The following is a 6,719-nucleotide window of genomic DNA, read 5'->3' as shown; positions in this document are numbered from 1 at the left end:
GTGACGCCCACCCGCGTCGACGTCGTGGAGATACGCAGACCGTCGACGTACTTGAGGCACGTCGACAGCCGACGTCCGTGACCAGCCGTCGCGGTACGCGTCTTCGCCCGGCTCCCCCTCCCTCCTGATCTCTCCGATCCGCTTCCGCTTTCCGCTTTCCGCTTTCCGCCCGGCCCCTGTCCGCAGGCCCTTGCCCGTCACCGGCGTCGCGCCGACGGGCCCGCGCACCCGTGCGCAGTCGTGCCTCGTACGACGCCCCATGCCCGGCGACACCAAGAGGAGAACCCTCCGTGAGAGCACGTCCGGACTTCAGATCTCCCCGATGGGCGACGCTCACCGCCCTTCTCACCACCAGCTTGCTGCTGACCGCCTGCGGATCGGGCACCGACGGCTCCGGCACCGGGAGCGGCAAGCCGCGCTCCGGCGGGACCCTGACCTTCGCCGTGGGTTCCGACGCCGGTTGCGTGGATCCCCAGCAGGTCGGCAGCAACGACACGATCTACTCGGTGCGCCAGATCATCGACTCCCTGACGGACCAGGACCCCAAGACCGGCAAGATCGTGCCGTGGCTGGCGAAGAGCTGGGACATCAGCGCCGACGCGACCGCCTTCACCTTCCACCTGCGTTCGGGTGTCACGTTCAGCGACGGGTCCCCGCTGACCGCCCAGGTGGTCAAGGACAACTTCGACGCGGTACCGAAGCTCGGTGTCCTGGGCACCCTGGCCGAGGGCTACCTGAGCGGCGCCAAGAGCACCACTGTGGTGGACCCGCTCACCGTCAAGGTCACCTTCCAGCAGCCCAACGCCCAGTTCCTGCAGGCGACTTCGACGCACTCACTGGGGATCGAGTCGTCCGCGAGCGTGAAGCGGTCCCCGCAGCGGAAGTGCAGTGACGGGGTGGTCGGGTCCGGGCCCTTCGTGCTGAAGAGCTACGTTCAGAACCAGTCGGTCACCCTGGCCAAACGCCCCGGCTACGCCTGGGGTTCCTCCCGGTGGAGCAAGAAGGGCGAGGCCTACCTGGACAAGCTGGTGTTCAAGGTGGTGCCGGAAGCGGGCGTACGGGCCGGCAGTCTGCGGTCCGGACAGGTGGACGCGATCGGCAGCGTGGGCCGGGCCGACGAGGCGGCGCTCAAGGGCGGTCAGGTCGCCTTCCAGCGGCGGGCCAATCCCGGCATCGTCTTCGGACTCGGCTTCAACAACGCGCGGCCGGTTCTGAAGGACGCCCGGGTCCGCCGGGCCATCCTGTCCGCCGTCGACCGGAAGCAGATCGCCGACACCGTCTTCCCCACCGGCACCCGGCCGGCGACCAGCGTCCTCGCGCACACCACACCCGACTACACCAGCTTCGCCCCAGACCTGGCCCTCGACACGGCCAAGGCCAAGTCCCTGCTGGACGAAGCCGGTTGGAAGAGGGGCGGCGACGGCACCCGTGTCAAGGACGGCAAGAAGCTGAGCCTGACCATCGACTGGGTTCCCAACGCGGCGACGAACCAGCCCGCGTTGGAGCTGATACAGCAGCAACTGAAGGCTGTTGGCGTCCAGGTGACCCTCAAGCAGCTCCAACTCCCCCAGCTCACGCCGATCCAGCAGGCGGGCTCGTACGACGCGATCTGGGGGAACATCACCCGCGCCGACCCCGACATCCTGCGCAGCTCCTTCTCCACGAAGCTGGCCAACTTCTACCGTGTGCCGACGAGCAGCCTGGACACGACACTGTCCGCTCAGGCCGCGACCACCGACCCGGCCAAGCGCGGCCAACTGGTGGCCCAGGCACAGCAGTCGATCGTGCGTGACGCCTACAACGCACCGGTGGTGGAACTACAGACCCAGCTCGGCGTGTCCACGAAGGTGCACGGCCTCGCCTTCGACGCCTCCAGCCGGATCCAGTTGCACGACACCTGGATCGGCTGACCCGTGCGCGGCTACGTGATCAAGCGGCTCGCGCAGGCGGCCGGGGTGCTGTGGGCGGCGTACACCGTGTCGTTCCTGGTGCTGGATTTCCTCCCGGGCGACCCGGTCACGGCGATGGCCGGTGCCGGGATGGAGTCGGGGCAGGTCGATCCCCGGCAGATCGCCGCGCTGCGGCACGAGTACGGCTTCGACAAGCCGGTGCTCGCGCAGTACGCCGAGTACCTCGGGCGGGCGGTGCGGGGGGACTTCGGCGACTCGGTCGCCACCGGCCGGCCGGTCGCTTCGACTCTGGCCGACGCGCTGCCCCAGACCCTTCAACTGACCTCGACGGCGCTGCTGTTGGCGGTGGTGCTCGGCGGCGGACTGGCGGTGGCGGCGACGTACACCACGCGGCGGTGGCTGCGGCAGTTCCTGCTGTCGCTGCCGCCGCTGGGGGTGTCCGTCCCGACGTTCTGGGTGGGACTGCTGCTCGTCGAGGCGTTCTCCTTCCGGCTGCACTGGTTTCCCGCGTTCGGTAACGACGGGCTGAGGGGGCTGGTGCTGCCGGCGCTGACACTCGCGGTCCCGACCGGCGCTCAGATCGCGCAGGTGCTGGCCAAGAGCCTGCTCACCGCCCTCGACCAGGCCTATGTGGAGACCGCCCGCGCCAAGGGAGCGAGCCGCTGGCGGGTCCATCTGCGGCACGCGCTGCGCAACGCGTCCCTGCCGGCTCTGACGGTCGTCGGCCTGCTGGTGGGACAGCTGATCGCCGGTTCGGTCGTCGTCGAGACGGTGTTCTCCCGTGACGGTCTGGGCCGTGTGACAGCGGCGGCCGTCACGGCCCAGGACATCCCGGTGGTCCAGGGAGTGGTGGCCTTCGGCGCGCTGATCTTCGTGATGACGAATCTGGTCGTCGACCTGGTCTATCCGGTGCTCGACCCTCGGATCGTGGTGGCCTCGGGCGGAAGGGCGGGCGTCGCATGAGTCAGAGCCTTGTCGACGACCCCACCGAGGCCGCGCTCGGCCTCGTCCGGCCGGTGGGCGAAGCGCCGGATCCCGTACCGGGACGTCGTGTCGGCGTTCGGCGGGTACCGCGGTTCCTGGCACGCCGTCCCGGCCTGCTGCTGTCGCTCGCCGTCCTCCTCCTGGTGGTGCTGGCCTCGTTCCGGCCGCGGCTGTTCACCTCGCGGGACCCGCTGAAGGGGGTGCCGGCGCAGAATTTCCGCGGTCCGAGTGGTGCGCACTGGTTCGGTACGGACGAGCTGGGACGCGATGTGTTCGCCCGGGTGGTGCACGGAGCCCAGTTGTCGCTGAAGGCCACCCTGATCGCAGTGCTGGTGGCGTTCGTGGTGGGGGGTCTGCTCGGTCTGGTCGCGGGGTTCGTGGGCCGCTGGGTGGACGACGTGCTGATGCGTTTCGTCGACATCCTGCTGTCCATCCCCGCGCTGTTCCTGTCGCTGGCGCTGGTGACGGCGCTGGGGTACGGGACGGTGAAGGTGGCCGTCGCGGTCGGTATCGCCAGTGTCGCCTCCTTCGCCCGGGTCGCGCGCGCCGAGGTGCTCCGGGTGCGCCAGGCGGTGTTCGTCGAGGCGTCGCGCTCCTGCGGGGCCCGCTGGTACTCGGTGCTGGGCCGGCACGTGCTGCCCAACGCCGCCGGCCCGGTGATCGTCCTGGCCACCCTCGACTTCGGCGCCTCCATCCTGGCCGTGTCGGCGCTGAGCTTCCTCGGCTACGGCGCTCCCCCGCCGGCCCCGGAATGGGGCACGTTGATCTCCGAGGGCCGCAACTACCTGGCCAATGCCTGGTGGCTGACCGCGCTGCCCGGTCTGACGATCGCCGCGACCGTACTGGCCGCCAACCGCGTCGCCAGGGCGCTCGACGGCGAATGGGCCCGGCAGCGATGACCCACGAACACGAGAACGGCGAGGACGTGACCACACCATTCCCGGAGAACACCCGCCTCCCGGAGAGCACACCCCTGCCGGAGAGCACCCCCCTGCTGGAGATCCGCGGACTGTCCGTCTCGTACCGCACCCGCGGCGGCACGGTGGCGGCCGTCCGGGGCGTGGACCTCGACGTGTGGCCGGGCCAGGTGACGGCGGTGGTCGGTGAGTCCGGTTCCGGCAAGAGCACGACCGCGCACGCGATCACCCGTCTGCTGCCGGACAACGGCGGCATCGACACCGGCACCGTCCGCTTCGGCCGGCACGACCTGGCCACCCTGTCGGAAGGGGAGCTGCGCACCGTACGCGGGGCGCGGATCGGGCTCGTCCCCCAGGATCCGACCGTGTCGCTCAATCCGGTCAAGCGGATCGGCGAACAGGTCGCCGAAGTGCTGCGCATCCATGGTCTGGCGACCCGCCGATCGGCCGCCGCCGAGGCCGTCGCCGTCCTGGACCGGGCGGGGCTGCCCGACGCCGCCGTACGGGCCCGGCAGTATCCGCACGAACTCTCCGGCGGTATGCGGCAACGCGCCCTGATCGCCGTCGCGATCGCCGCGCGACCCGAGCTGATCATCGCCGACGAGCCGACCAGCGCCCTCGACGTCACCGTGCAGCGGGTCATCCTCGACCATCTCCAGCATCTCGCCGAGGAGTCGGGCACCGCGATCCTGCTGGTGACCCACGACCTCGGGGTCGCCGCCGACCGGGCGCAGCGGCTGGTGGTCATGTCACAGGGCCGGGTGGTGGAGTCGGGCTTCACCCATGAGGTCCTCGCCGACCCCCAGGACGCGTACACGCGGCGTCTGCTGGCGAGCGCCCCGAGCATGACCACCGCACGGCGTCGCCCGTCCGCACCTGTGACCGCGACGGAGACGGCACCCTTGCTGGAGGCGCGCAACCTGGTCAAGGAGTTCCGGCTGCCCCGCACCGCCGACGGGCCTCGCACCCTGCGCGCGGTGGACGACGTCAGCTTCACCCTCCGTCGCGGACGGACCCTGGCCCTGGTGGGCGAGTCGGGCTCGGGCAAGTCCACGACCGCCCGGCTGGTGCTCCGGCTCGCCGACGCCACAGCTGGGCAGGTCCTGTTCGACGGCGCCGACGTCACCACCGTGAGAGGCGCCCGTGCCAGAGAGCTGCGCCGCCGCGCCCAGTTCGTCTACCAGAACCCGTACGCCTCCCTCGATCCGCACTTCTCCGTCGGTGAGGTGATCACCGAGCCGTTGCGTGCGTTCAAGGTCGGCGACCGTGCCTCCCGGCTCGCCCGCACCCGCGAGCTGCTCGACCGGGTGGCGCTGCCCGCGGCCACGCTGGAGCGCCGGCCGACGGAGCTGTCCGGCGGCCAGCGCCAGCGGGTCGCGATCGCCCGCGCGCTCGCGCTCTCCCCCGACCTGGTGGTGTGCGACGAGCCCGTGTCCGCGCTCGACGTCTCGGTGCAGGCCCAAGTGCTGGAGCTGCTGGCCGAGTTGCAGGCCGGCACGGGGGTGGCCTACCTCTTCATCTCCCATGACCTGGCGGTCGTACGCCAGATCGCGGACCAGGTCGCCGTCATGCGGGCGGGCCGCGTCGTCGAGACGGGCCCACCGGAGGACCTCTTCACCCGTCCCCGCCACGCGTACACCCGCGAACTGCTCGCGGCGATCCCCGGCGGCCGGGTGGCTTCCCCCGCGTCCGAGACCATCACGAAGTGAAGGGCCGGCCTCCCATGAGTACTCCCACCATCACCTCCCTGGCCTTTCTCACCCCGGGCAACTTCGCCGACGACGACCCGTACACCGGACTGGAGGAGACGCTCCAACTGTTCGAGTACGGCGAACGGTTGGACTTCGACGGTGCCTGGATCAGGCAGCGGCACCTCGAACACGGCGTGGCCTCGGCGGCCGTGTTCCTCGCCGCGGCAGGCCAGCGCACGGAGCGGATCGAACTCGGTACCGCCGTCATCCCGATCGGCTACGAGAGTCCCTTCCGTCTCGCCGAGGACCTGGCGCTGGCCGACGTGTTGTCGCGGGGCCGGCTCCAGATCGGCTTCAGCACCGGCATGCCGCACGCCGAGCTGCTCGGCGACCTCGTGTACGACGGGGACTGGCGCGGCTTCGACCTGTCGTACGGCAGGATCGCCCGCGTCCTCGACAACCTGCGCGGCGACCACATCGGCGGGCCGGACACGGTCATCCACTCGCCGGGGAACACCCAGCGCCCCAGACTGCAGCCGCACAGCCCCGGCCTGGCACGCCGCATCTGGTACGGCGGCGGGAGCCTGCGCTCGGTGCGCTGGGCCGCCGAGAACGGTCTGGGTCTGCTGTCCGGCAACATCGTCTCGGGCGAGGGAACCGACGATTTCACCACGGCCCAGCTCAATCTGCTGGCCGCGTACCGCAGCACGCCGTCCCTACGAGGTGTGGAGCGTCCGGGGCGGGTGGCGCTGGGCCGGGTGATCGTGCCGTTCGACAGCGCGGACGCGGCCGGCCGGGCCCGCTACCGCGCCTACGCGGCGAACCGTCACGCCCGCACCCTGGCACCCCAGGGCCCGAAGCGGACCCTGTTCGCCCCCGACGTGGTGGGCACCGCCGAGCAGATCCTCGAACAGCTCACCGCCGACCCGGTCCTCGCTCAGGTTTCGGAGCTGCGCCTTGAGCTGCCGTACGAGTTCCACCGGGAGGAGTACGAACAGATCCTGCACGACACCCGGCATCTGATCGCACCCGAACTGGGCTGGCGGCCGGCTTCCCTGACGGCGCGGCAGGCAGTCGGCTGAAGCCGCTTCCCGATTGGGCAAGAGGTGGCGGCCCTCGACAGGCCTCATCGACCCGGCGTGGTTCGACACCACCGACTGCTACCAGTACGCGCGGGTCGGCCGGAAGCAGGCCCAGCGCTCGGGCTTCCCCTTCGT

Annotated in this window: 5 protein-coding genes; all 5 read left to right on the top strand. The window is 70.8% G+C overall.

Translation table 11 applies throughout. The features are described 5' to 3' along the window. Nucleotides 1-290 precede the first annotated feature (290 nt). Genes ACWEBX_RS36065 through ACWEBX_RS36045 form a run of 5 tightly spaced genes read left to right on the top strand, consistent with a single transcriptional unit; the run spans nt 291 to nt 6,584 of the window. The gene (locus tag ACWEBX_RS36065; protein WP_451888975.1) at nt 291-1,910 is read left to right on the top strand and encodes an ABC transporter substrate-binding protein; all 1,620 of its coding nucleotides are present in this window, start codon (nt 291-293) and stop codon (nt 1,908-1,910) included. A gap of 3 nt (nt 1,911-1,913) precedes the next feature. After that, nucleotides 1,914-2,873, top strand: a complete 960-nt coding sequence (locus ACWEBX_RS36060) for an ABC transporter permease (protein ID WP_451888974.1) — start codon at nt 1,914-1,916, stop codon at nt 2,871-2,873. Then, nucleotides 2,870-3,793 (top strand): ABC transporter permease, encoded by a 924-nt coding sequence (locus ACWEBX_RS36055; protein ID WP_451888973.1) that lies wholly within the window; start codon nt 2,870-2,872, stop codon nt 3,791-3,793. The genes ACWEBX_RS36060 and ACWEBX_RS36055 overlap by 4 nt, the downstream gene beginning before the upstream one ends. Then, nucleotides 3,790-5,520, top strand: a complete 1,731-nt coding sequence (locus ACWEBX_RS36050) for a dipeptide ABC transporter ATP-binding protein (RefSeq protein WP_451888972.1) — start codon at nt 3,790-3,792, stop codon at nt 5,518-5,520. The genes ACWEBX_RS36055 and ACWEBX_RS36050 overlap by 4 nt, the downstream gene beginning before the upstream one ends. Before the next feature lie 14 nt (nt 5,521-5,534). Further along, nucleotides 5,535-6,584, top strand: coding sequence for an LLM class flavin-dependent oxidoreductase (locus ACWEBX_RS36045; RefSeq protein ID WP_451888971.1), 1,050 nt, complete (start codon nt 5,535-5,537; stop codon nt 6,582-6,584). Nucleotides 6,585-6,719: the final 135 nt, after the last annotated feature.

Source organism: Streptomyces sp. NPDC005070 (assembly GCF_053600395.1).
The sequence above is the reverse complement of the archived record's forward strand: the minus strand, read 5'-3'. Positions and strand labels throughout refer to the sequence as shown.

Coding starts and splice junctions, on each gene's coding strand:
- ACWEBX_RS36055 (WP_451888973.1), top strand. CDS start 2,870: ATGAGTCAGAGCCTTGTCGACGACCCCACCGAGGCCGCGCTCGGCCTC.
- ACWEBX_RS36050 (WP_451888972.1), top strand. CDS start 3,790: ATGACCCACGAACACGAGAACGGCGAGGACGTGACCACACCATTCCCG.
- ACWEBX_RS36045 (WP_451888971.1), top strand. CDS start 5,535: ATGAGTACTCCCACCATCACCTCCCTGGCCTTTCTCACCCCGGGCAAC.